The organism is Devosia sp. Soil_C_22, assembly GCF_057657195.1.
This window is the reverse complement of the sequence record NZ_JBDGIY010000001.1, coordinates 2,303,685-2,325,660: the sequence shown is the minus strand read 5'-3', so window position 1 is coordinate 2,325,660 and position 21,976 is coordinate 2,303,685. Positions and strand designations below refer to the sequence as shown.

The following is a 21,976-nucleotide window of genomic DNA, read 5'->3' as shown; positions in this document are numbered from 1 at the left end:
AGACAGCGCGCCGCCCGTATCCGGAGCTCTTCATGGCAAACGTGCCAAACGCTGCCGTACAATCCGACACCACCGATTCCAGTCACAGCGATGCGAAGAACAAGGCCCTGCCGGGTCTGGTGATCGGCGCCATCGGCGTCGTCTATGGCGATATCGGCACCAGTCCGCTCTACGCCTTCCGCGAGGCGCTGGCGTCGCGGCCGGCCGAGCAGGAAACGGCCATCGAGATTCTCGGCCTGCTGTCGCTGATCGTCTGGGCCATCACCATCACGGTGACGGTGAAGTACATCTTCTTCGTCACCCGCGCCGACAACAAGGGCGAGGGCGGCACGCTGTCGCTCATGGCGCTGGCCTCGAAGGGGCTTGCCAAACGCCCCACCTGGATTCTCGGCATGGGTATTGCCGGCGCGGCGCTGTTCTTCGGCGACGCCATCATCACCCCGGCGATCTCGGTGCTGTCGGCGGTCGAAGGCGTGACCCTGATCGCGCCGAATCTGTCGAGCTGGGTCGTGCCGGCTACGGTGGTACTGATTGTCGCCCTGTTCATGGTCCAGCGTTTCGGCACGCATAGCGTGTCGCGCGTGTTCGGACCGATCACCGCGCTGTGGTTCCTCACGCTGGGCATCGGCGGGCTGCTGCAGGTTCTCCACAATCCCGGGGTGCTGATCGCGGTCAATCCGGCCTATGGCGCGACGTTCCTTTTCACCCATCCCGAGATTGCGCTGCTTGTCGTCGGCGCCATCTTCCTCGCCGTCACCGGCGTCGAGGGCCTCTACGTTGATCTCGGCCATTTCGGCCGGCGGCCGATCGTCGTCGCCTGGTTCTCGCTGGTGTTTCCGGCGCTTCTGCTGAACTATTTCGGGCAGGGGGCCTATGTGCTGTCGGTCGGGCCGACCAACGTCACCTATCCGTTCTACGAGATGTGGGCGCCCTGGGCGCGGCTGCCGATGATCATCTTCGCCACGGTGGCGACGATCATTGCCAGCCAGGCGGTGATCACCGGCGCCTATTCGCTGGCACAGCAGGCCATCGCGCTGAACCTGCTGCCCCGCATGACGGTGCTGCACACCTCGGAGACGCAGTCCGGGCAGATCTACGTGCCGCAGGTCAACGGCATCCTCATGGTGCTGGTGATCCTGCTGGTCGTCGGCTTCCAGGATTCATCGTCGCTGTCGCACGCCTATGGCATTGCGGTTTCCGGTGTCATGCTGGTGACGACCATCCTGCTCGGCATTGTGATGTGGCGGGTCTGGCGCTGGCCCCCGGTGGCGACGCTGCTGGTCATGATCCCGTTCCTCATCATCGACCTGGGTTTCTTCGTCGCCAACGCGGTCAAGCTGGCGCAGGGCGGCTGGGTCCCGGCGATCGTTGCCTCCGTGCTGGCCGGCCTGATGACGATCTGGATCTGGGGCCGGGCGATTCTCTCCGAGAAGACCCGTCGCGACGAGGTGCCGTTGCAGTTCCTGGTGGAGAATCTCGCCAAGAAGAAACCGACCATCGTGCCCGGCACGGCGATCTTCCTCACGTCCGACATCGAGGGCGCACCCACCGCGCTGCTGCATAGCCTCAAGCACTACAAGGTGCTGCACGAGCAGAACGTCATCCTCACCGTCGTAACGTCCTCGGCGCCGCGCGTCTCGGACGACGAGAAAGTCACCATCGATGCCTATAACGACCTGTTCTACCGGGTGGTCGTGACCTTCGGTTACATGGAAACCCCGAACATTCCCAAGGCGCTGGCACTGGCGAGGAAGCTCGGCTGGAAGTTCGACATCATGTCGACGTCGTTCTTCCTGTCACGGCGCTCGCTCAAGCCCTCACGCAAGGGCGGAATGCCGTTGTGGAGCGACCGCATCTTCATCGCGCTCGCCCGCAACGCCACCGATGCGACGGAATACTTCCACATCCCGACCGGTCGCGTGGTTGAAATCGGCACGCAGGTGGTGATCTAGTCGGGCCGGGGTAACCGCCGGGACGACTTCTACTGCGCAAGACGCTCGACATCGCGATTGCCGGAGCAGGGCCGGGCGGGCTCGCCACGGCTCTGTTCCTGAGCCGCGCCGGCCACCGTGTGCGGCTGTTCGAGCGTTTCGAGCAGCCACGCCCAGTCGGCTCGGGCTCCATGTTGCAGCCCACCGGCCTCGCCGTGCGCGATGCTGCTGCACTCGCCACCGCGCTCGACGCTGCCGACTCGGTCCCCGACGCGCTGGCGCGCTACGCCGAGCTGCGTCGCTGGCATGTCCGCCTTTACCGGTTCCTGTCCGTGCCGTGGCTGCTCGCGGGCATGGTGAGTGGGCAATTGCTGAGTCCTCTCAGTCGCTTGCAACCGGAAACGGAACGGTCGCGCGAGGTGGCAGCGTGACTCGGCCGCATATCCTCATCGTCGGCGGCGCCGGCGTGTTCGGCTCGCGGCTGGCGCGGCTCCTCGCCCGGCGCAAGGCGTTCCGCATCAGCCTTGGTGGGCGTACGCAGGGCCGGGTGCTGACATTGCAGCGCGAGCTGCGGCTCGTCGACGAACAGGGCGAGTTCGCCTTCGTCCATATCGACCGCGAGCGCATCGGCATCGAGCGCCTGCGCGAAATCGCCTGCCAGGTGGTGATCGACTGCGCCGGCCCGTTCGAAAAGGGCTGCACCGAGCTGATCGAGGCCGCTATCGGCGCCCGCTGCCACTATGTCGATCTCGCCGACAGCCGCGCCTTCGTCGCCTCGGTCGGCCGCTTCGACAGCGCCGCTCGCGCCGTCGGCATCGCGGTGATCGCCGGCGCCAGCACCACCCCGGCGCTGACCCATGCCGTGGTCGAGGCCGCCACCGAGGCCTGGCTGTCGGTCGATAGCGTCGATGTCGCCGTCGTGCCCGGCAACCGAACGCCGCGCGGGAGGGCCGTAGTCGAATCGGTGCTCGGCTGGGTCGGCCAGCGCATCCGCGTCTTCCACGAGGGCACCTGGGCCACTGGCCGCGGCTGGAGCGGCGGACGCCGTGTCAGCATCGAGGGTCTGAAACCGCGCCGCGCCTTCCTCGCCGATGTGCCCGATCTCGACATGCTGCCGGCCCGCTTCCGCCCACGTATCCGGGCCCAGTTCGATGCCGGGCTCGAGCTCGAGCCGCTCAACCGCCTGATCGGCCTCGCCGGTCTCGTCGTCCGCTGGGGTCTCGCCCCGTCGGCGCGGATGTTCACCGGCATCGGCCTCACCGTCGCCAACTGGCTCGAGCGCTTCGGCACCGCCGATGGCGGCATGCTGGTCGAGATGGCGGGCCAGGACATGCGCGGCGAGCCCCGCGTCATGCGCTGGTCGCTGACCGCGAAGGAAGGGCACGGCCCCTATGTCCCGGTCGCGCCGGCCGCCGCGCTGGTGGAGGCGCTGGCGCTCGGCTACGGCGTGCGCGCCGGCGCTCGCCCTGCTGCCGGCGTGCTGAAGCTCGAGCACATCAGGCCGTGGTTTGATGGCCTCGCCATCGAGATCAAGCAGGTCGCCTATCGCGGCGAGAAACCGCTCTACCGCCGCGCCCTCGGTGAAGGCTTCGACAAGCTGCCCGGCGTCACCCGCAACATCCATCGCGGCCGCCCCGCCATCATCGCCGAAGGCGAAGCCGTGATCGCACCAGCCGAAAACGCCATGACCCGCGCGCTCGCCCGCCTGTTCGGCCTGCCGCGCGAGGAGGGCCGCCTGCCGGTGCGGGTCATCATCGAAAGCCGCGACGGCCGCGAGTACTGGACCCGCTTCTTCGCCGACCGCCCGATGCGCTCGACCATGAGCCTCACCAAAGGCAATTTCATCGAAGAACGCTTCGGCCCCGTCGCCATCCGCATGCGGCTGATCGGCCGCACCGACGGCCTCGACATGCAGCGCGTCGGCGGCAGCGTCTGGGGTGTGCCGCTCCCAGGCTTCCTGCTCCCCCGCATCAGGGCAGAAGAACGCGTCGACGAGGGTGGGCGGCACAGGTTCGACGTCGAAATCATCCTGCCCCTGATCGGGCGCCTGGTGGCGTATCGGGGGTATCTGGTGCTGTAGGGCAGGGGCAGGGCGGCCCACCCCCACCCACCACGCTGCGCGTGGTCCCACAAGGGGGAGGGAAAATCGCGGGCAACCTCCAGCACGGAAGCTTCAGTCGGGTGTCCCTCCCCCTTGTGGGGAGGGGGACCGGCGAAGCCGGTGGGTGGGGGTAGCCACGCCCACCGCATCCCTCAAATACTCGCCCCCACACTATGCAGCCCGGCATAAACCCCGCCGGCCGCCATCAGCACCTCGTGCGTGCCTTCCTCGACGATCCCATCCCCGGTGAGCACGACGATCCGGTCCGCGTGCCGCACCGTCGACAGCCGGTGGGCAATGACGATCGTCGTCCGCCCCTCGGCCAGCGTCAGCAGCGCCTGCTGCACCGCCCGTTCGCTCTCGTTGTCGAGCGCGCTCGTCGCCTCGTCGAAGATCAGGATGGCCGGATCCTTGAGGAAGGCCCGCGCAATGGTCAGCCGCTGCTTCTGCCCGCCCGACAGCTTCACGCCGCGCTGGCCGATATCGGTGTCGTAGCCCAAGGGCAGGGCGGTGATGAACTCATGCGCATTGGCCGCCCGGGCCGCCGCGACGATCTCCTCGTCGGTCGCGTCCGGCCGGCCATAGCGCAGGTTCTCGGCCACCGTGCCGGCGAACAGGTACACATCCTGCTGCACCAGTCCGACATGCCGGCGGAGCGAACTCAGCGTCACATCGCGGATATCGCGCCCGTCGATGCGGATGGCGCCGGCATCGACATCATAGAAGCGCGGGATCAGCGCGCAGAGCGTGCTCTTGCCCACCCCCGACGGGCCGACCAGCGCCACGAACTCGCCCGGCCGGATATCGAGGGACAGATCGTTGAGCACATGCGGGCCGTCCGCCTCGTAGCGGAAGCCGACCTGGTCGAGACGGATTGCCCCCTCGGGTAGCGGCAACTCGATCGCGCCGGGCCGATCGGCGATGTCGGGCTCGACCTCGAGGATCTCCATCGCCCGCACGAACCCAGTATAGCCCTCCTGCCAGAGCCGCACGAAGTTGGCGAGCCGCTGCACCGGATCGACCAGCACCGCCACGCAGAGCAGGAAAGTCAGCATCTCGGCGACATTCAGTTCGCCCGAAAGGATGCGCAGCGCCCCCAGCACGATGACGAGGATGGTGACGAGCTGTGCAAACGTCTCGGTGCCCACCGAAAACCACGCCTCCGAGCGATATCCGTCGGCCCGGCTCTCGAGGAACTTCTGGTTCTGCTCGCCGAACCGCCCCGTCTCCAGCCCCTCATTGGTGAAGGATTGCACCACCCGGATACCGGCCAGCGCATCCTCAACGCGCTCGTTCACCGCGGCGATCTGCTGCTTGGAACGCTCCAGCGCGCGGTTCATGCGCCGGTTGAAATGCAGCGCGTAAACCACGGCAAACGGAGTCATAAGCAGAATCAGCCCGGCCAGCGCCGGGTCGATGAAGAACAGCACGACCATGGCGCCGAGGAACTTCAGCACCGCGATCGAGAGATCTTCCGGGCCGTGGTGGAACAGCTCGCCGAGCCACAGCGAGTCGTTGGTGATGCGGCTCATCAGCTGCCCGGTGCGTTGCCGGTCATAGAAGCTGAACGACAGCTTCTGGCAGTGCTCGAACAGCTCCTGGCGCAGGGCAGCCTCGATCCTGGCCCCCATCACATGGCCCTGGTAGTCGACGAAGAACACCGCCGCCACCTGCACCGCGAGGATGGCGAGCATCACCGCGCCCATGGTGAGGATCTGCGCAAAGGCATCCGGCGCGCTGTCGAGCGCCAGCAGGCGCGTGGTCACGAAGTTGGCGCAGAGCGGCAGCGCCACCGCGGTGCCGGCAACGAGCACGGCACAAGCCAAGTCCGCCGCGAGCAGCGGCAGATGCGGGCGATAATAGGAGAGGAATTTTCCCCAGCGCGACCCGCGCCGCTGGGCGGCATCCGGCGTAGCGGTGAAGGCGGAAGAGGCGGCTTTACGGCGCTGCGGTTTTTGCTCCGCGCGCTGCGAGTGAGGAGACATGGAATGTCCTGTCCTGAATGAAGCGGGTGATCTCTTGGGACAGGATCGCTTTCATCTCATTCTCCTCGGCCACAGCGGCGATTGGCGAGAAACATCGGGCAGTCGCGCGCGCTCGTCAATTCCGATGCGGCAGTTGCAGTTCGCGTTGTGGCCCGGCTGCGACAGCCTTCTTACCTCTCCCTTTGGGGGAGAGGTCGGCCCGAAGGGCCGGGTGAGGGGGCCTTCTCCACGCACCGAGCTTGCGGCAAGACCCCCTCACCCCACCCTCTCCCTAAGGGAGAGGGGGCGTTGTGGCTCGCCCCGCGATTACATGAATGGGCCTAGGCCGGGATCGCCACGTCCCGCTTGCCGTAGGCCCGCAGGAACGTCCGCACGCCGTTGCGGGCCGCCGCCCGCACCTGCTCCTCGCTGACCCGGGTGCCCGGCTCGTTGGGCAGGTCGGCGCTGATCAACGCCATGAACTGCCGCGCCGCAAGGTCCGGGTCGTCGGCCTCGATCTGCCCGGAACGGGCCAGCCGGGCAAACCGGCCGGAAATAGCCGGCCAGTTCTTGCCCGGACCGTAGTCCTTCCAGGTCTCGAACAGCTCGGGATAGCGCGCGCCCTCGTTCTCGATCAGCTTGCGCAGCGCCCGTGAATTGGCGTCGCACAGGCAGTTGCCGGTCAGCCGCACGGCGAAATCCACCAGCTCGCGGCCGATATCGGCAGGATGGTCGGGGAAGGTCGCCAGCGTCTCGACCATGCGGGCGCTCGACTGTTCGTTGATGCCGCGCACCACCTCGGCGAACAATTTCTCCTTGTCGCCGATCTGGTTGTAGATGGTCTGGCGCGACACGCTCGCCTCTTCGGCGATGGTGTCGATGCTTGCCCCCACATAGCCGTCGCGGACGAACACCACGGTTGCCGCCGCGATGATGGCGCAGCGCTTGTTGTAGTTGCCCCGCTGCATGGCAGGGCTGCGAGGGACGGTATCGCTCAATTCCATGCACTAGAGGATAATCGCACTTGACGAATTGGACAAGAGTGTCCAAAAGTAACTTTGACACGAGTGTCCATTTTTGTGGACGCTCATGTCGCAAGGCAGCAGCACATCGAGGTTGGTCGGAGACCGAACGGACGCGCCAGGGTGATGGCGCGCGATGGTCCGGCCGTCAGGAACCTTGCGGGGGAGGGCCCCGCGAGCTGTCGAACATTACGAATTGAGCAGTTGGGAATTGCTGCAATGAACGCGAAAATCTTGGGCACGGCCGTCATTCTCGGCCTGTTGTCGGTCGTCGGTCCGGTCGCGATCGACATGTATCTGCCGGCGCTGCCGGAAATCGGCGTCCAGCTCGGCGCCAGCACCTCCACGGTGCAACTGAGCCTCATGTCCTTCATGGCGGCCTTCGCCATCGGCCAGCTCTTTTACGGCCCGGTCAGCGACATGGTCGGCCGCAAGCCGCCGCTCTATTTCGGCCTCGGCATCTTCATGCTGGGCTCGATCGGCTGTGCGCTCGCGCCGTCGATCGAATGGCTGATCGTCGCCCGCTTCGTCCAAGGCATCGGCGCCTGCGCCTCGGCCTCGCTGCCGCGCGCCATCGTGCGCGACCAGTATACCGGCGCCGAAGCGGCCCAGCTGTTCAGCCTGATCATGCTGGTCTTCTCGGTGTCGCCGATCCTCGCGCCGCTCACCGGCAGCCTCGTCATCGCCTTCGGCGACTGGCGCCTGCTGTTCTGGGTGATGACGGTTGTCGGCCTGCTCGGCCTTGCGCTCACGGTGTTCGCCCTGCGCGAGACCCGGCCGGTGCACCTGCGCACCGAATCGAGCATTGGCGGCGCGCTGCGCAGCTACGGCACGTTGCTGCGCGACTGGAACTTCATCGGCCTCGTGATGATCGGCGCCTTCGGCATGTCGAGCTTCATGGCCTTCATCGGCAATTCGAGCTTCATCTACATCGAGCATTACGGGCTGACGCCGACGCAGTACTCGTTCGCCTTCGCCGCCAACGCCATCTCGTTCTTCGCCGTCTCGCAGTCGACCGGCTATATGGTGAAGCGGTTCGGGTTGCAGCGCCTCGTGCGCTGGGCTGTCACCGGCTTTGCCTCGGCCATGGTGCTGCTCGCGGCGCTGTTCGTCGCCGGCATCGACAGCATGTGGGTGCTCTCGGGCCTGATGTTCGTCGCCTTCGGCTTCCTCGGCCTCGTGCTCCCCACCACCGGCGTCCTCGCCATGGAAGAGCACGGCGCCATCGCCGGTACCGCTTCGGCGCTGATGGGCACGCTGCAGATGATCTCTGGTGCAGTGGTGATGGGCATTGTCGGCGCCTTCCACGATGGCACCGCCATCCCGATGGTCCTCGGCTTCGCCATCTGCGCGCTCGCCGCGTTCCTCATCGCCCAGGTGACGATCCGCACGACCACCACGCAGGTCGTCGGCGCGCCGGCGGAATAAGCCTCGATCGGCTCCCCTCCCCCTTGAGGGGAGGGGCTGGGGGTGGGGGTCCATCGGTGATCACCGCGCCACCCCCTCCCTCGTTCCCTCCCCTCAAGGGGGAGGGAGGCGCCCAAGCAGGCGCCGGTGCGTGGTGCTACCCCTCATCCGCCCTCCGGGCACCTTCTCCCACAAGGGGAGAAGGCCTGACTGAGATGTCGGCGGGGTGGCCTTCTCCCTGGATTGGAGAAGGTGGGCGAAGCCCGGATGAGGGTGGGGCCGCGCGCGCCGTTCGAACTACTTCGGCATATCCGGGCAAAGGAACGGCACCGTCGCCGCCGCGTATTTCTCTTCCTGCACGGAGCTGCCCAGCTTCAGGTTCAGCACCAGCTCCGCATCGGTCAGCGACACGATGTCGGCCGCGATCTCCATGCCGTCCTCGTCCCAGCTGAGGGACGTGTCCGAGGTCAGTTGCCATTTCGACAGCCGGTGCGTCTCCCAGCACGAATCCTGCACGAAGGTGCCGTCGGAGAGGAAAATCCGCATCACGCCCGGCAGGTCGCCGTCGGTCTTGGTCCACACCCGGTCGGTGAGGCCCGGCTTGTCGATGCGTCCGTCTTCCGCGGTCGCCTCGGCGGCCTCCTGCGCCATGGCGGGCAGGGCGCCGGTGGAGGCGACACCCCACAAAGCGAGCAGTGCGAACAGGGCGGCTTTGCTGGTCATGGGGATTTGTCTCCGTGGCTCGATCTCAGTTGGGGCGCTGATCGGGGCGGCACAATGGCCGCGCCGAAAGAAAATGGCGCCACGTGTCGGTGGCGCCATTGATAGGCATCGTAAATGAACGGAAAATGAGCGCAGCCGCTCAGGCGTTCTGGAAGCGGCCGAGCACCTTGTCCTTGGCGCGCATGCGATCGCGCGCCTGCTTGGGCCACAGATCGTAGGCCGCGCCCTCGAGCGCGTGGCGCGCATGCAGCGGCCAGTTCGGATCATCGAGCGCAGTGCGGGCGAAGGCGACGAAGTCGGCATCACCATCGGCCACGATGCGTTCGGCATCCTCGGGGGTGTCGATCAGGCCCACCGCCATGGTGGCGACGCCTGCCTGGCGCACCGAGCGGGCCAGCGGCACCTGGTAGAGCGGACCGACCCTGAAACTGTTGCCCTCGAAGCCGCCGGACGAGACGTGCACCACATCGACGCCGCGGGCCTGCAACTCGCCGGCGAGCACGACCGAATCCTCGACCGTCCAGCCGCCCTCGACGCCGTCGGTCGCCGAGATACGGACCAGCAGCGGCTTGTCCTCGGGCCAGGCAGCACGCACTGCCTCGGTCACCTCGAACAGCAGGCGCATGCGGTTCTCGCGGCTGCCGCCATATTCGTCGGTGCGGTGGTTGGCGAGGGGGGAGAGGAACTGGTTCAGCAGGTAGCCATGCGCGGCGTGGATCTCGACGACGTCGAAGCCCGCCGCCTGGGCACGCTGTGTCGCAGACACGAAATCGTCGATCACCTTGCGGATACCCGCCTGGTCGAGCGCGGTCGGGGTCTGGAAGTTCGGGCTCGCGTTGTGAGCCTCGGCGCTTGGCGCCACCGGCACCCAGGTCTCGTAGGCATACTCGACCTTGTCGGCCTCGGTTTCGTCGAAGCCGTGCCGCCACGCGATGGGCGTCGCGGCCTTGCGGCCGGCATGCGCCAGCTGAATGCCCGCCGCCGAGCCCTCGGCCTTGATGAAGTCGACGATGCGCTTCAGCGGCTCGATCTGGGCGTCGTCCCACAGGCCCAGATCGCCGTAGGAGATGCGGGCTTCGGGGCTGACGCCGGTGGCCTCGAGGATGACGAGGCCGAAGCCGCCAATGGCGAAACGGCCGAGATGGACGAGATGCCAGTCATTGGCGAAGCCGTGCTTGGCCGTGTACTGGCACATCGGGGCGACCACCGTGCGGTTGCGCAAGGTCAGTCCGCGCAGGGTGTAGGGCGAGAAAAGCTGGGACATGGAGTAGGTCTGCTGCAAGTCTTGGAAGGGCTCGCACCATGCATCCGGTCGCTTCCATCGGCAAGTGCCGATGGAAGGTCCATTCGGTTAGTCCCCTGCTTGCCACCAAACCGTGTCCGCCTGAACCGCATCCGCCCGTCGGCGTGAACCCGGCTGCCTATGCCGCCTGCGCCCGACGGTGGCCGGACACTTCGGCGCCGGCATTGCGCTCCAGCGTCAGCAGCTGCAGCGAGCAGGCGACGATCACCGCGCCCATGATGATATAGGCGATCTGGAAATCGATCGGGCCCAGCACCGGCGCCCCGCGCCACATCTGCGAGAGGTTGAGGCAGGCCGCCGACACGGCAACGCCGAACACCATGGCGAGCTGCTGCGACATCGAGGAGATGGTCGTTGCCGAGCTGCGCTGGCTGGCCTCGACATCGGCAAAGGCCAGCGTCGCCAGCGCGGTGAACTGCATCGAGCGGGTGCAGCCGGCGACGAACAGGATGATCGCCGTCAGCGCGTAGGGCAGGTCGGGGCTCAACAGCCCGCAGGCCATCACCGAGACCCCGGCGAGCACGCCGTTGACGGTGAGGATCGAGCGGAAGCCGAAGCGGCGCAGCGTCGGCGTCGTCACCGCCTTGATGGCGAGGTTGCCGAAGAAATAGATCACCACCAGCCCGCCGGCGCTCAGCGCGTCCATGCCGTAGCCGACCTGGAACATCAGCGGCAGCAGGAACGGGGTGGCATTGATCGCGGTCCGCATGATCGCGCCGGCCTTGGCGTCGGTGGCGGCAAAGGTCCGGATCTTCAGCGTGCGCAGGTCGATCAGCGGATGCTTCACCCGCAGCAGCCACGCCACCGCGGCGGTGCCGACGACAAAGCCGATGACGATCAGGATGGAGGCGACCAGCGGGGGCAGCGTGCCCTGGACCAGCGCGTCGAAACCGTAGAGCAGGCAACCGAGCGTGAGCGCGGTCAGGACGAACCCCGGCGCGTCGAACGGCCGGTCGGCGAACTCGGTGTCCCTGGGCACGATGGCCGCGACCAGCGCCAGCCCGAGAATGCCGAGCGGGATGTTGATCCAGAAGTTCCAGTGCCAGGAGACGAACTCGGTGATGAAGCCGCCCAGCGCCGGGCCGAGCACCGGCGCAAACAGAGCCGGCCAGATGGTCAGCCCGATGGCCGGCACGATCTCTGCCTTGGTCGCCGTGCGCAGCACGATGATGCGTCCAACCGGGAACAACACCGAACTCGAGGCACCCTGCAGCGCCCGGGCAATGGCGAACTGGCCGAGATCGGCAGCCGCGCCGCAGGCGATGGAAGTGAGGGTGAACAGGGCGATCGCCACCATGAACACGCGCTTGGCGCCGAACCGGTCGGCCAGCCAGGCGGCCGCCGGGATGCAGCTCGCCACCGCCAGCATGTAGATCGTGACGCCGAGACTCATCTCGAGCGTGCCGACGTTGAAATCGCGTGCCATGCGGGGCAGGGCGGTGACGATGATCACCCCGTCGAGGAACTGCATGAACAGGGTGGCGGCCACCACGAGGGCGACGTTGCGGGCGTGCGGGCTGAGGGACGTCGGCATGGCAATCGGGAAATTAGCTAGTATGGCAGCTATACGCGCGCGCCACGCCCTGCGCCATGGGCGTTTCGGCTGATGCTGACAAAAACCGGTCGGGGTGTCGCGTAGTTTCCTCACATCGACAAACGAGGAGACGATACATGACCACCTCCCAGCTTCGCGGCCTGTGCACCATCGCCTACACCTCGGACGACCACGACGCCGCCAAGGCCTGGTTCAGCAAGCTGCTGGGCACCGAGCCCTATTTCGATCGCCCCGGCTATGCCGAGTTCCGCATCGGCGACTACCAGCACGAGCTCGGCCTGCTCGATGGCAAATATGCCGGCTATCTCGGCGGCGACGTCGTCCCCCACGACGGCCGTGCCGGCGCCATCGCCTATTGGCACGTCGACGATCTCGAAGCGATGCTCGCCCACGCCGTCGCGCTCGGCGCCAGGATCCACCATCCGCCCCGCCAGTTCCAACCCGACAGCGATTTCGTCGGCGCCACGGTCATCGACCCCTTCGGTAACCTCCTCGGCTTCATGCACAACCCGCACTATCTCGAGATGCTGGGGGAGAAGTGACGGCGACGCACCGGCCTCTCCTGATCCTCCCCCGCGGGGCGGGGGAGGGGGACCGGCATAGCCGGTGGAGGGGGCGACCAAACACTCAGACTGACCCGTCCCCATCCAACTCACGACGAGTTGCCCCGCCGATCCACCCTCGCTACTCTCCCGCTACACCGGACATTCCGGAGCCCTGCACTCGGGAGGATGCACGCGGCTCGTCTGCCCCGCCCAATGATCCGGCCCATTCCAGCAAAATCCTTGCCCCAACCGGATCGCCCGTTGCCATGCCGTTTTTCGACCTGCCGCAGTCTGAACTCGAGACCTATCGCTCGCGCGCCGTCGCCCCTGCCGATTTCGACGCCTTCTGGGCGGCCACGCTCGAAGAATCGCGCGCCAGGCCGCTCGACGCCACATTCGAGAAGGTCGATGCCGGCCTGAAGCTGGTCGAGGCCTATGACGTCACCTTCTCCGGCTTCAACGGCGACAAGGTGAAAGGCTGGTACCTCAAGCCTGCCGGCGTCGCGCCGCGTGGCACGGTGGTGAAATTCATCGGCTATGGCGGCGGCCGTGCCCTGCCGCACGAGCACCTGCTGTGGCCCACCACAGGGCGGGCGCTGCTCGTCATGGATACGCGCGGGCAGGGCGCCGCCTGGTCGCGCGGCGACACGCCCGATCCCACCGGCTCGTTTCCGGCCCATCCAGGCTTTATGACCCGCGGCATCAACGACCCGCGCGACTACTATTATCGCCGCGTCTTCACCGACGGTGTTCGCGCCGTTGAAGCCGCACTCACCCGCGCCGAGACCGATCCGGCCAGACTTTCCGTGGTCGGAGGCAGCCAGGGTGGTGGCATATCCATTGCTGTCGCCGGACTTCACCCCGGTGTTAGGGCGGCTATGCCCGATGTTCCATTCCTCTGCGACTTCCCCCGCGCCGTCGGCCTCACCACCCGTGACCCCTATGGCGAGATCGTGCGCTACCTCGCCGTGCACCGCGAGAAGGCCCAGTCCGCCTACGCCACCCTCAACTACTTTGACGGCGTCCACTTCGCCGCCCGCGCCCAGGCGGCCACGCTGTTCTCGGTCGCCCTGATGGATGATGTCTGCCCGCCCTCCACGGTCTACGCCGCCTACAATGCCTGGGCCGGGCCCAAGAGCATCGAGACCTACAGTTTCAACAATCACGAGGGCGGCGGCACCTGGCAGGAGCGGCGGCAGGTCGCCTGGCTGGATGAGACCCTGCCGTGACCACGCTTGCCCTCGACTATGCCGAGCGCGACGGACAGATCGCCCGTCGCCGCTTCGTCTACTCGCGCATCGCCATCTACGCGGTGCTGGCCTTCTTTGCGCTGATCTACCTCGTCCCGGCGCTGCTGGTGTTCTTCAACTCGTTCCGCAACCCGGCCGAGCTGCGCGAGTATGGCGTCATCAACTTCCCGCGCAGCTTCTCCTTTGATTCCTACGTGCGCGTATGGACCCAGGCCTGCGTCAGCGGCACCTGCCGCGGCATCGCGCCCAACTTCCTCAACTCGCTGATCATCACCGTGCCCTCGACGGTCGTGGTCACGCTGCTCGGCGCCATCAACGGCTATGTGCTCAGCAAATGGCGCTTTCCCGGCGCCAACTTCATCTTCACGATGATCTTCCTCGGCGTGTTCATCCCCGGCCAGATCGCGCTGCTCCCGTGGGCGTGGATCATGGGCCAGCTCGGCCTCGCCAATAACGTCATGGGCCTGCTGCTCATCCACACGGTGCAGGGCATTTCGTTCGCGACGCTGTTCTGCCGCAACTTCTATGCCGGCCTGCCCGACGAGATCATCAAGGCCGGGCAGATCGATGGGGCCGGCTTCTGGCGCATCTTCATCAAGGTCGTGCTGCCGCTCTCGGGCCCGATTCTCGCCGTCGCCGCCATCTGGACCTTCACCACCATCTGGAACGAGTATCTGTTCGGCATGGTGTTCACCTCGGGCGACCAGCAGCCGATCACCGTCGCCATGATGGGCGTGCGCTCGGGCGGCTCCGCCGCCACCGTGATGATCGCCGCGGTACCGCCGCTGCTGGTCTACTTCCTCGGCGGCAAGTACTTTGTCCGCGGACTCACCCAGGGAGCGCTGAAATAGGCATGAGCGGACGGCCATACGTCATCGACGAACTGATCTCGGCGAAAGCCATCGCGGCGCGCGTCGAGTCGCTGGCCAAGGAGATCTCAGCTCATTTCGACGGCACCGACAAGCTGGTGGTGGTCGGCCTGCTGCGCGGCTCGTTCGTCTTCATCGCCGACCTCGTGCGCGAGCTCGACCTGCCGGTCGAGGTCGACTTCCTCGAAGTCTCGTCCTACGGCAACTCCACTGAATCCAGCCGTGAAGTGCGCATCCTCAAGGATCTGCGCGGCGAGATCGAAGGCCGCGACGTGCTGGTGGTCGAGGATATCGTCGATACCGGCTACACGCTGAAGCACGTGCTCGACATCCTCGCCACGCGCCATCCGCGCCGCGTCGAAGCGTGCGCGCTGCTCGACAAGCCGTCGCGCCGCGAAGTGAACATCAAGGCGCGCTGGATCGGCTTCGAAATCCCCGACAAGTTCGTCGTCGGCTATGGCATCGACTACGCCCAGCGCAACCGCAACCTCGGCTATATCGGCGCGGTCCGGTTCACGGAGTAGGTGTCGAGGCCGCCAAGGCGATCGGCGGTGCGACGGTCGCAAAGCTGACAGGCTTTGAGGTGGGAAGCATCAGGATTGTCCCACCGGGTTGCGGCGGTCCGAGGGTCTGGAACGACGCCGATAGAACGACAGCTGGCACTGGTTCGGCCTTCGCTGCCGACGGCGTGACCACAGGTGACGGTGCCAGTCCGGTGGCAAGGCTCGTGACCGGAGCCGGAACGTGGATCGGAATCTCGACCGCCTGGTTGATTGCGACGATGGCGAAATCGCCTCTGCGGCTCACCCCGCGAGGCCGGAACAGCTCCCAGCCCATAGTCGTCTGACCTTTGAAGTCGGTTTTCTGGATGATGAGATTGCGGTCCATGCCCGCCGGACGCTTGCCGCTGGCATCGGCGCGGGCCGAGAAGTCGTTGGTGAAGCGCACGGCGAGCGTCTTGGGCTCGCCCACCTCGAAGCGCACCACGTCGTCCCGCTCACGCGCGACCGTGCCGCTTCCCACTACGACGCCGTCGGCGACGATTTCGTATTCCGGCGCGCCTTCGTAGAAGGTACCGCCAAGCGTCAGCGTCAATGTCTCGGCCGATGCCGATGTCGCGCCTGCACAGGCGAGAGCCAGCGCCGCCAGGATCTGCTTCACTCGTCGACCCCCCATTACTCGCGAGCGGGTTGAATTGTCCCCTGCGCAAGTACAACCGTTGCCAATACTAGGGCAGCCGAGTTTACAGAACTGTAACCGTGCAAGATTTGCCGGGAGGCGCGCCGGGGCCTCGGCGTCGCCTTGACAGTTGCCCGCCCGCAGTGAAGGTAAGCCCCCGAAATTCTTGGCGGGTCGCCCGCTGAGGTACGTGCACCAAGGCGCGACGCAGACCGCGCCGCAAAGGAGGATTCTCGATGCGCACCATCAAGGGGCCGGCCATTTTTCTGGCCCAGTTCGCCGGCGACGCGGCACCGTTCGATACGCTCGACAATATCTGCGGCTGGGCCGCCGACCTCGGCTACAAGGGTGTGCAGATCCCAACCTGGGCGTCGCATTTCGTCGACGTCGAGAAGGCGGCCACGTCCAAGACCTACGCCGACGAGGTGAAGGGCATCGTCAACAGCCACGGGCTCGAGATCGCCGAGCTTGCGAGCCACATCATCGGCCAGCTGGTCGCCGTGCATCCGGTCTACGACACGCTGTCGGACGGCTTTGCCATCCCGGCGGTGCGCGGCAATCCCAAGGCGCGGCAGGAGTGGGCGGTGCAGCACCTCAAGTGGTGCGCTGCCGCAAGCAAGAACCTCGGGCTCAAGGCGCACGCTACCTTCTCGGGCGCGCTCGCCTGGCCGTTCCTCTATCCGTTCCCGCAGCGTCCGGCCGGCCTCGTCGAAGAAGCTTTCGATGAGCTGGCGCGCCGCTGGACCCCGATCCTCGACGAGTTCGACCGCCACGGCGTCGACGTCTGCTACGAGATCCATCCGAGCGAGGATCTGCATGACGGCGTGACCTACGAAATGTTCCTCGAGCGCGTGAACAACCACGCCCGCGCGAACCTGCTCTACGATCCGAGCCATTTCGTGCTGCAGCAGCTCGACTACCTGCAGTACATCGATTTCTACCACGACCGGATCCGGATGTTCCACGTCAAGGACGCCGAGTTCAACCCGACCGGCAAGCAGGGCGTGTATGGCGGCTTCCAGAGCTGGGTGAACCGCGCCGGCCGCTTCCGCTCGCTCGGCGACGGTCAGGTCGATTTCGCCGGCATCTTCAGCAAGCTCAGCCAGTACGGTTTTGACGGCTGGGCCGTGCTCGAATGGGAATGCGCCATCAAGTCGCCGCAGCAGGGCGCCGAGGAAGGCGCGCCGTTCATTGCCAGCCACATCATCAACGTCACCGAGAAGGCGTTCGACGACTTCGCCTCGTCGGGCACCGACCAGGCGGCCAACCGCAAGATTCTCGGGATCAGCTAAGCAAGGCCACGGAGCTTCCCCCACCTCCGGATGTCATCCCTGCGAAAGCAGGGATCCATTCCTCCGCCCCGCACGGGCTGCGAGTTGGACCCCTGCTTTCGCAGGGGTGACACCCGGTGATAGGGGAGAAGTCGGAACACACTAGGGAGCAGGGACAAATGGCAGAAAACGGCGCACCGCGCATTCGCCTGGGCATGGTTGGTGGTGGAACGGGAGCCTTCATCGGCTATGTCCACCGCGTCGCTGCCCGCATCGACGGGGATTACGAGCTGGTCGCCGGCGCATTGTCGTCGCGGCCGGACGTTGCGATCGAATCCGGCAAGAACATCGGCCTCGCCGAGGACCGCATCTACACCTCCTACGAGGAGATGGCGGCCAAGGAATCGGCGCGCAAGGACGGCATCCAGGCCGTGGCCATCGTCACGCCCAACCACATGCACTATGGCCCGGCCAAGGCCTTCCTCGAGGCCGGCATCCACGTCATCTGCGACAAGCCGCTGACCTCGACGCTGGAAGATGCGCGTGCCCTCGCTGCCATCAAGCCCAAGAAGGGCGCGAAATTCCTCCTCACGCACAACTATACCGGCTACCCGCTGGTCCGGCAGGCGCGTGAGCTGGTGAAGTCGGGCGCGCTCGGCAAGATCCGCGTCGTCCAGGTCGAGTACCCGCAGGACTGGCTGGCGGTGGCCGCCGATGTCGGCAACAAGCAGGCGGCCTGGCGTACCGACCCGAAGCGCTCGGGCGCCGGCGGCGCCATCGGCGATATCGGCACGCACGCCTACAATCTCGCCCGCTTCGTCACCGGTCTGAAGACCGAGGCGGTGAGCGCGGACCTGCAGAGCTTCGTCAAGGGCCGCAAGCTCGACGACAACGTCCACATCATGCTGCGTTTCGCCGGCGGTGCGCGCGGCATGCTGTGGGCCAGCCAGGTCGCGGTCGGCAGCGAGAACGGGCTGCAACTGCGCGTCTATGGCGAAAAGGCCGGCCTCGAGTGGCGGCAGGATAACCCGAACTACATGTGGTACACCGAGTTCGGCAAACCCAAGCAACTGCTGACCCGTGGTGGCGCCATCTCGGCGGATCCCGCCTCCTCGATGAATGTCCGCATTCCGTCCGGCCACCCCGAGGGCTATCTCGAAGCCTTCGCCACGCTCTACAGCCAGTTCGCCCAGGTGATCCGCGGCGAGGGCAAGGACGTAGCGGGCCTCTTGCCCAGCATGGCCGATGGCGTCGAGGGCATGGAGTTCATCATCGCCTCGGTGACGTCGTCGCAGAACGACGGCAAGTGGACCAAGCTCAGCGACGTGTAAGCGTCCGCCGACTCCCGCAGGCGCAATTGAAGCTCGGAGTCATTCCCGCGAAAGCGAGAACCTCGGTTTCCGTGCGTGAGGCCAAACGGAGATCCCCGCTTTCGCGGGGATGATCCGGTGGGAAAGCGAGTCGGGGGCCAACGAGTAGTTCAGCTCAGCGCCGCGTGGCCGCCCGTCCCAGCGCGCCGCCCAGCGGCCCGGATCGGGTATCGAAGGCCGGCGCGTCCACCCGTTCGACCGTATAGCCTCTGGCAGTGAGCAGGGCGGGCACGCCTTGTGCGCCCACCAGATGCGCGGCGCCGACGATCACGAGGCTATCGTCATTGTCGGCCAGCATCTGCTCGAGCGGGGCGATCCACCTCTCGTTGCGCCGGGTGATCAGGCGGTCGTAGACCGGATCAGTGCCGGCCTGCATCTGATCTTCCACCAGCCGTGCCAGCGTATCGGCGTCACCGCGCAGCCACGCATCGACCAGCGGCTCGAAGGCGAAATCCACGCCGGCCTCCATGGCGTCGAGCGTCGACCTGAGGCTTGCCAACTGCTCGTCGATCGGCGCATCGGCGAGAAAGCCCATCTGCTCGGCCGCCGTCTCCAGTCCGCGCTTGCGGTCGGCCGGTAACGTCGGCTCGATCGTCAGCTCGACGCCCGCCCGCATGTCGACGCCACCCGGCGACATCAGCGTAAGGGCGGCGAGCCAGGGCTGCATGCGGTCGAAGGCGGCGGGATCGAGGCCGGCTCCGCTCGCGACCGAGCGGAAGCGCTCGTAGTCGCCGGGGCCGAGTAGCTCGGCCAGCGTCTGGCCGCCGGAGAGCCGACCCTTGGTAATTCCCATCTGCGACGCCACCGCATAGGCGTCGACGTCCATCACCAGCTCGAACGTCACATAGTCAGCGGCGGCGAGCAGGGCGTCGAACTGCGGAGTGCGCCAGTCGAGATCGCGCGTGAATACATGCACCGAGCCGAACAGATGAATGGAGCTGTCGGCATCGCTGACCTTCCAGATGGCCGGGTCGGCGGTGGCGGGGCCTGCAAGGCCGAGCGCGGTCAGGCTGGCGAGAAGAAGCTGGCGGAGGCGGTCGGCTCCGCCCATCGTCAGTGCGTCCAGGGCGTCTTGCGGTCGGAGCGGAAATTGTCCGGGTAGCTCGAGCGCTTAACCGTGGACTTGTGCTCGGGCATCACCTGGTAGGGGATGCCGTTGCGCTCGGCATAGGCGGTCGCCTCGTCCAGCGTTTCGAAGTTGAGCCGGATCTGCGCGCGCGTATCGGTGCTGGAGGTATAGCCCATCAGCGGCTCGATCTCCCGGGCAGTGGCCGGCTCATACACCAGGACCCACTCCTTGGACTTGCCCCGGCCCGACTGCATGGCGTTGGGTGCAGGTCGGAAGATACGTGCCGTCATCGCTTCCTCTTTGTAGTGGTCGGGGCAGAGTGATTCGAACACTCGACCCCCGGTTCCCAAAACCGGTGCTCTACCAGGCTGAGCTATACCCCGAACTGATGTCATCCGTTAGCTGCACTCGCGCCAAAGAGCAAGGCTGGGACACGCCGATCGGCGCCATTGACGACGCCTGCGACTATCGCCCACACAGGACGCATGAACGATTTCGGCAAACCCTGGCCCTTCGGCCTGTCGCGGCGCAACGCGCTCTATTTCGGGCTCGGCTTTGCCGTGCTGATCGCGCTGCTCTATCTGCTCGACCGGCCAGTCTCGGTGCTGGGCACCGGTCTGCCCGCCGATGTGCGCCGGGTGTTTCGCTGGATCACGCGCTGGGGCGAATCCGACTGGGTGCTGATCCCCACCTTCGCCGGCTGGCTCATCGCGTGGCTGCTGAGCATCGTCACCCGCGACAAGCTCAAGGCCGCGCTGGGCGAGTTCGCCGCATTGTCCGGCTTCATCTTCGCCGGCGTGGGCTTTCCCGGCCTCATGTCGGCGCTCCTGAAGCGCATTTTCGGCCGTGGCCGCCCGGAGACGTGGACGGCCGAGGCGCCGATCGCCTTCCGGCCGTTCAGCTGGGGCAATTACGACTGGCAGAGCTTTCCCTCGGGCCATGCGACCACTTCGTTCGCGCTCGCGGCCGTGATCGCGCTGCTCTGGCCGCGCGCGTTCTGGGTCGCGATCGTGCTCGCCGCCACCATCGCGATCTCCCGCATCATCCTGGGCCAGCACTATCCCACCGACATCACCGCCGGGGCGGTGCTGGGCGTACTCGGCGCTTACGCGGTACGGGCATTCTTCGTCCGGCGCGGCTGGCTGTTCAGCACCAGAGACGGGCTGACGCTGCGCCAGCCCTTCACGCATATCCCGGCCCTGTTCAGGAATTGACGCTGCGGTAGCGCTCGAGCCCGGCCGCCATGTCGGCCTTGAGGTCCTCGATGTCCTCGAGCCCGACATGCAGGCGGAACATCTGGCCCTCCGCCGTCCACGGCACGGCGGTGCGGATGTTGGACGGGTTGAAGGGCAGGCACAGGCTCTCGTAGCCACCCCATGAATAGCCCATGCCGAACAGCTCCATGCCGTTGACCATGGCAGCCGTGGCGTCGCGCGTGCGCTGGCGAAGGCGCATTGCGAACAGGCTGCCGGCGCCGGTGAAATCGCGCGCATAGATCGCGTGATCCGGGCTCGAGGGCAGGGCGGGGTGATACACCTCCTCCACCTCGGGCTGCTCGGCGAGCCACCGCGCGAACGCGACGCTCTGGGCATGGTGGTGCTTCATGCGCAGGCCGAGCGTGCGCATGCCGCGCAGCGTCAAGTACGCATCGTCGGGCGAGATGGTGACGCCGAGAATGCGGTGTGTGCGCTTGAGCTTGGTCCACAGCTTCGCGTTGGCCGAGACCGTGCCCACCATCACGTCGGAGTGGCCGACGAACATCTTGGTGCCAGCATGCATCACCATGTCGGCACCCAGCTTCAGCGGGTTGTGGAACAGCGGGCTGGCCCAGCTGTTGTCGACGATCACCGTCACGTCGCGCTCATGCGCAGCCCTGGCGATGGCGGGCAGGTCCTGCATCTCGAAGGTCAGCGAACCCGGGCTCTCGACGAAGATAGCCTTGGTCTTCTCGGTGATCAGCCCGGCGATGCCTGCGCCGATGCGTGGGTCGTAGAATTTTGCCGTGATGCCGAAACGGCCCAGCCCCTCGGTCGAAAAGATCCGCGTCGGGTCGTAGGCCGAATCCGTCACCAGCACTTCCTCGCCGGCCGACACCGCCGCGAGCAGGGCGGTCGAGATCGCCGACAGGCCGGAGGGGCAGATCACCGTGCCTTCGGCGCCTTCGAGCTCGCTGACCAGATCCGCCAGCGCGGCAGTGGTGGGGTTGTCGTTGCGGCCGTAGCGGATCGGCGCCTTGTAGTTTTCGAGCTCGTCGAGGGTTTCGAACAGCACCGTCGAGCCCCGGAAGACCGGCATATTCACATAGCCGAGATGCTCTGACGACGCACGTCCGCCATGTGTAAGAATGGTTTCGGCAGCCAGCGGCAAGCCGGTTTTCGTAGTCTTTTCAGTCATTTGGCACTCTGCTCAAAATCTCA

The 21,976-nt window shown here is 66.3% G+C and carries 19 protein-coding genes, 1 tRNA gene and 1 pseudogene; 11 read left to right on the top strand and 10 right to left on the bottom strand.

Features of this window, described 5'->3' with window-relative positions; translation table 11 throughout:
- Positions 1-32 precede the first annotated feature (32 nt).
- From AC3A6I_RS11240 to AC3A6I_RS11230, 3 genes and pseudogenes are all read left to right on the top strand, one after another.
- Positions 33-1,952: a potassium transporter Kup gene (locus AC3A6I_RS11240; protein ID WP_487543784.1), complete on the top strand. Its 1,920-nt coding sequence runs from the start codon at positions 33-35 to the stop codon at positions 1,950-1,952.
- 32 nt (positions 1,953-1,984) lie between these two features.
- A pseudogene (locus AC3A6I_RS11235) lies at positions 1,985-2,245 on the top strand (FAD-dependent oxidoreductase); the annotation flags it as partial.
- 113 nt (positions 2,246-2,358) lie between these two features.
- Positions 2,359-4,011 (top strand): saccharopine dehydrogenase family protein, encoded by a 1,653-nt coding sequence (locus tag AC3A6I_RS11230; protein WP_487543783.1) that lies wholly within the window; start codon positions 2,359-2,361, stop codon positions 4,009-4,011.
- Between the two features lie 173 nt (positions 4,012-4,184).
- On the opposite strand, the gene AC3A6I_RS11225 is transcribed toward AC3A6I_RS11230, so the two are convergent.
- Both AC3A6I_RS11225 and AC3A6I_RS11220 read right to left on the bottom strand, forming a co-directional pair.
- Positions 4,185-6,017: an ABC transporter ATP-binding protein gene (locus AC3A6I_RS11225; protein ID WP_487543782.1), complete on the bottom strand. Its 1,833-nt coding sequence runs from the start codon at positions 6,015-6,017 to the stop codon at positions 4,185-4,187.
- 320 nt (positions 6,018-6,337) lie between these two features.
- Positions 6,338-6,964 (bottom strand): TetR/AcrR family transcriptional regulator, encoded by a 627-nt coding sequence (locus tag AC3A6I_RS11220; protein WP_487543781.1) that lies wholly within the window; start codon positions 6,962-6,964, stop codon positions 6,338-6,340.
- 273 nt (positions 6,965-7,237) lie between these two features.
- On the opposite strand from AC3A6I_RS11220, the gene AC3A6I_RS11215 reads away from it, so the two are divergent.
- Positions 7,238-8,446, top strand: coding sequence for a multidrug effflux MFS transporter (locus tag AC3A6I_RS11215; RefSeq protein WP_487543780.1), 1,209 nt, complete (start codon positions 7,238-7,240; stop codon positions 8,444-8,446).
- 276 nt (positions 8,447-8,722) lie between these two features.
- Here the strand turns inward: AC3A6I_RS11215 and AC3A6I_RS11210 are convergent, their stop codons facing one another.
- From AC3A6I_RS11210 to AC3A6I_RS11200, 3 genes are all read right to left on the bottom strand, one after another.
- Positions 8,723-9,148, bottom strand: a complete 426-nt coding sequence (locus tag AC3A6I_RS11210) for a hypothetical protein (RefSeq protein ID WP_487543779.1) — start codon at positions 9,146-9,148, stop codon at positions 8,723-8,725.
- 139 nt (positions 9,149-9,287) lie between these two features.
- Positions 9,288-10,412, bottom strand: coding sequence for an NADH:flavin oxidoreductase/NADH oxidase (locus tag AC3A6I_RS11205; protein WP_487543778.1), 1,125 nt, complete (start codon positions 10,410-10,412; stop codon positions 9,288-9,290).
- Between the two features lie 157 nt (positions 10,413-10,569).
- Positions 10,570-11,985: an MFS transporter gene (locus AC3A6I_RS11200; RefSeq protein ID WP_487543777.1), complete on the bottom strand. Its 1,416-nt coding sequence runs from the start codon at positions 11,983-11,985 to the stop codon at positions 10,570-10,572.
- A gap of 137 nt (positions 11,986-12,122) precedes the next feature.
- Here AC3A6I_RS11200 and AC3A6I_RS11195 point away from each other — a divergent pair, with 137 nt between their 5' ends.
- From AC3A6I_RS11195 to hpt, 4 genes are all read left to right on the top strand, one after another.
- A complete protein-coding gene (locus tag AC3A6I_RS11195) occupies positions 12,123-12,548 on the top strand; it encodes a VOC family protein (protein ID WP_487543776.1) in 426 nt (141 codons plus the stop codon).
- A gap of 269 nt (positions 12,549-12,817) precedes the next feature.
- Complete coding sequence (locus AC3A6I_RS11190) at positions 12,818-13,780, top strand: acetylxylan esterase (RefSeq protein ID WP_487543775.1); 963 nt, start codon at positions 12,818-12,820, stop codon at positions 13,778-13,780.
- Positions 13,777-14,652, top strand: a complete 876-nt coding sequence (locus AC3A6I_RS11185; protein WP_487543774.1) for a carbohydrate ABC transporter permease — start codon at positions 13,777-13,779, stop codon at positions 14,650-14,652. The genes AC3A6I_RS11190 and AC3A6I_RS11185 overlap by 4 nt, the downstream gene beginning before the upstream one ends.
- 2 nt (positions 14,653-14,654) lie before the next feature.
- On the top strand, positions 14,655-15,194 hold the full coding sequence (hpt, locus tag AC3A6I_RS11180; protein ID WP_487543773.1) for a hypoxanthine phosphoribosyltransferase: 540 nt from the start codon (positions 14,655-14,657) through the stop codon (positions 15,192-15,194).
- On the opposite strand, the gene AC3A6I_RS11175 is transcribed toward hpt, so the two are convergent.
- Entirely contained in the window at positions 15,184-15,831 is a 648-nt protein-coding gene (locus AC3A6I_RS11175; protein WP_487543772.1) for a carbohydrate-binding domain-containing protein, read from the bottom strand. The genes hpt and AC3A6I_RS11175 overlap by 11 nt on opposite strands.
- A gap of 254 nt (positions 15,832-16,085) precedes the next feature.
- Here AC3A6I_RS11175 and AC3A6I_RS11170 point away from each other — a divergent pair, with 254 nt between their 5' ends.
- Positions 16,086-17,141 (top strand): sugar phosphate isomerase/epimerase family protein, encoded by a 1,056-nt coding sequence (locus tag AC3A6I_RS11170; protein ID WP_487543771.1) that lies wholly within the window; start codon positions 16,086-16,088, stop codon positions 17,139-17,141.
- Positions 17,142-17,299: 158 nt separating this feature from the next.
- Positions 17,300-18,451, top strand: coding sequence for a Gfo/Idh/MocA family protein (locus AC3A6I_RS11165; RefSeq protein WP_487543770.1), 1,152 nt, complete (start codon positions 17,300-17,302; stop codon positions 18,449-18,451).
- A gap of 154 nt (positions 18,452-18,605) precedes the next feature.
- Here AC3A6I_RS11165 and AC3A6I_RS11160 read toward each other — a convergent pair whose 3' ends face one another.
- The 3 genes from AC3A6I_RS11160 to AC3A6I_RS11150 form a co-directional block, all read right to left on the bottom strand.
- Complete coding sequence (locus AC3A6I_RS11160; RefSeq protein WP_487543769.1) at positions 18,606-19,541, bottom strand: TraB/GumN family protein; 936 nt, start codon at positions 19,539-19,541, stop codon at positions 18,606-18,608.
- A 2-nt stretch (positions 19,542-19,543) separates the two neighbouring features.
- On the bottom strand, positions 19,544-19,849 hold the full coding sequence (locus AC3A6I_RS11155) for an ETC complex I subunit (RefSeq protein WP_487543768.1): 306 nt from the start codon (positions 19,847-19,849) through the stop codon (positions 19,544-19,546).
- 16 nt (positions 19,850-19,865) lie between these two features.
- Positions 19,866-19,942: transfer RNA gene (locus AC3A6I_RS11150), tRNA-Pro, on the bottom strand.
- Positions 19,943-20,044: 102 nt separating this feature from the next.
- Here AC3A6I_RS11150 and AC3A6I_RS11145 point away from each other — a divergent pair.
- Positions 20,045-20,773, top strand: a complete 729-nt coding sequence (locus AC3A6I_RS11145; RefSeq protein WP_487543767.1) for a phosphatase PAP2 family protein — start codon at positions 20,045-20,047, stop codon at positions 20,771-20,773.
- Here AC3A6I_RS11145 and metC read toward each other — a convergent pair.
- Positions 20,763-21,953: a cystathionine beta-lyase gene (gene metC / locus AC3A6I_RS11140; protein WP_487543766.1), complete on the bottom strand. Its 1,191-nt coding sequence runs from the start codon at positions 21,951-21,953 to the stop codon at positions 20,763-20,765. The genes AC3A6I_RS11145 and metC overlap by 11 nt on opposite strands.
- Positions 21,954-21,976: the final 23 nt, after the last annotated feature.

Coding starts and splice junctions, on each gene's coding strand:
- AC3A6I_RS11240 (WP_487543784.1), top strand. CDS start 33: ATGGCAAACGTGCCAAACGCTGCCGTACAATCCGACACCACCGATTCC.
- AC3A6I_RS11225 (WP_487543782.1), bottom strand. CDS start 6,017: ATGTCTCCTCACTCGCAGCGCGCGGAGCAAAAACCGCAGCGCCGTAAA.
- AC3A6I_RS11220 (WP_487543781.1), bottom strand. CDS start 6,964: ATGCAGCGGGGCAACTACAACAAGCGCTGCGCCATCATCGCGGCGGCA.
- AC3A6I_RS11215 (WP_487543780.1), top strand. CDS start 7,238: ATGAACGCGAAAATCTTGGGCACGGCCGTCATTCTCGGCCTGTTGTCG.
- AC3A6I_RS11210 (WP_487543779.1), bottom strand. CDS start 9,148: ATGACCAGCAAAGCCGCCCTGTTCGCACTGCTCGCTTTGTGGGGTGTC.
- AC3A6I_RS11205 (WP_487543778.1), bottom strand. CDS start 10,412: ATGTCCCAGCTTTTCTCGCCCTACACCCTGCGCGGACTGACCTTGCGC.
- AC3A6I_RS11200 (WP_487543777.1), bottom strand. CDS start 11,985: ATGCCGACGTCCCTCAGCCCGCACGCCCGCAACGTCGCCCTCGTGGTG.
- AC3A6I_RS11195 (WP_487543776.1), top strand. CDS start 12,123: ATGACCACCTCCCAGCTTCGCGGCCTGTGCACCATCGCCTACACCTCG.
- AC3A6I_RS11190 (WP_487543775.1), top strand. CDS start 12,818: ATGCCGTTTTTCGACCTGCCGCAGTCTGAACTCGAGACCTATCGCTCG.
- hpt (WP_487543773.1), top strand. CDS start 14,655: ATGAGCGGACGGCCATACGTCATCGACGAACTGATCTCGGCGAAAGCC.
- AC3A6I_RS11170 (WP_487543771.1), top strand. CDS start 16,086: ATGCGCACCATCAAGGGGCCGGCCATTTTTCTGGCCCAGTTCGCCGGC.
- AC3A6I_RS11165 (WP_487543770.1), top strand. CDS start 17,300: ATGGCAGAAAACGGCGCACCGCGCATTCGCCTGGGCATGGTTGGTGGT.
- AC3A6I_RS11160 (WP_487543769.1), bottom strand. CDS start 19,541: ATGGGCGGAGCCGACCGCCTCCGCCAGCTTCTTCTCGCCAGCCTGACC.
- AC3A6I_RS11155 (WP_487543768.1), bottom strand. CDS start 19,849: ATGACGGCACGTATCTTCCGACCTGCACCCAACGCCATGCAGTCGGGC.
- AC3A6I_RS11145 (WP_487543767.1), top strand. CDS start 20,045: ATGAACGATTTCGGCAAACCCTGGCCCTTCGGCCTGTCGCGGCGCAAC.
- metC (WP_487543766.1), bottom strand. CDS start 21,953: ATGACTGAAAAGACTACGAAAACCGGCTTGCCGCTGGCTGCCGAAACC.